Annotated in this window: 2 protein-coding genes; one reads left to right on the top strand and one right to left on the bottom strand. The window is 62.8% G+C overall.

The window, feature by feature from the left end; genetic code table 11:
* Positions 1-195 (bottom strand): hypothetical protein (locus IEW22_RS20350; RefSeq protein ID WP_229742941.1); only part of this gene is annotated, 195 nt, incomplete at its 3' end.
* 293 nt (positions 196-488) lie between these two features.
* Here IEW22_RS20350 and IEW22_RS19815 point away from each other — a divergent pair.
* Positions 489-854, top strand: coding sequence for a DeoR family transcriptional regulator (locus tag IEW22_RS19815; protein ID WP_188589122.1), 366 nt, complete (start codon positions 489-491; stop codon positions 852-854).
* Positions 855-939 lie beyond the last annotated feature (85 nt).

Genomic DNA, 939 nt, shown 5'->3' with positions numbered 1-939 from the left:
AAGTACGTGAAATGGCACGTCAAACGGGCTCACCACGCCGCCTGGCCGCAACCAACGAAACCAGCCGTCTACGCATCCAGACCCCTTAACTGAACGGTATTGCGGTTTACCCCGCAGTTCCGGCGGGATCACGCTCATATCCGCATCGCTGGGGTGGCCGGTCAAGCCGTTGTCAGGGCTGGGTTCATATGCCACGGTCGTCTGCATCCTTGCGTCGTAGGTCGCATCTGCGTACGGATCACCCCGGCTGGTTCCCGCGGACGGCCACCTCATCGTGACGTCGGGCGAGTGGATGATCGGGCTCCTCAGCCGGTCTGTCGAACCGGTTCGGACGCGTGACCGATCACAACCGATCAAGATGGAGAACAGATGACGCCGCGTGAACGCCCGGTGAATACACCGCCCGCCGCGCTACTCGGTGAGTCGAACCCGAAGAAACGCACAGCATCGACTCGGCTTTCGCTCATCTTCGCTCATACGATGAAGCAATGTCATCAGACCGGTCCGGCCGAGTCGGCCTGCGCCCCGACGAACGCGCAGCCATGCTGCTCACCCTGCTCGGCCAGCAGCCCAGCGCCTCGCTGGCACAGATGCAAGAAGTCACCGGGGCGAGTCTGCCGACGTTGCGACGTGATCTCGCCGCACTGGCCGAGCAGGGTGTGATCCGGCGGGTCCGCGGCGCGGCGAGCCTCGTCCAGACTTCGCCTCTTGACGAAGGTTTCGCGCTGCGTCGACGGCGCAACGCCGGAGCCAAGACTCAAATAGCGCGTACCGCAGCACAATTGGTTGGACCACATATGTCGGTGATGCTCGGCGACGGGAGTACGGCGCTAGCCGCAATACCGTTCAGTTAAGGGGTCTGGATGCGTAGACGGCTGGTTTCGTTGGTTGCGGCCAGGCGGCGTGGTGAGCCCGTTTGACGTGCCATTTCACGTACTT

It is taken from the genome of Gordonia jinhuaensis, from assembly GCF_014639795.1.
GTDB lineage: Bacteria > Actinomycetota > Actinomycetes > Mycobacteriales > Mycobacteriaceae > Gordonia_B > Gordonia_B jinhuaensis.
Note: the sequence above shows the minus strand (reverse complement) of the source record. Positions and strands in the feature narration are given on the sequence as shown.

Coding starts and splice junctions, on each gene's coding strand:
- IEW22_RS19815 (WP_188589122.1), top strand. CDS start 489: ATGTCATCAGACCGGTCCGGCCGAGTCGGCCTGCGCCCCGACGAACGC.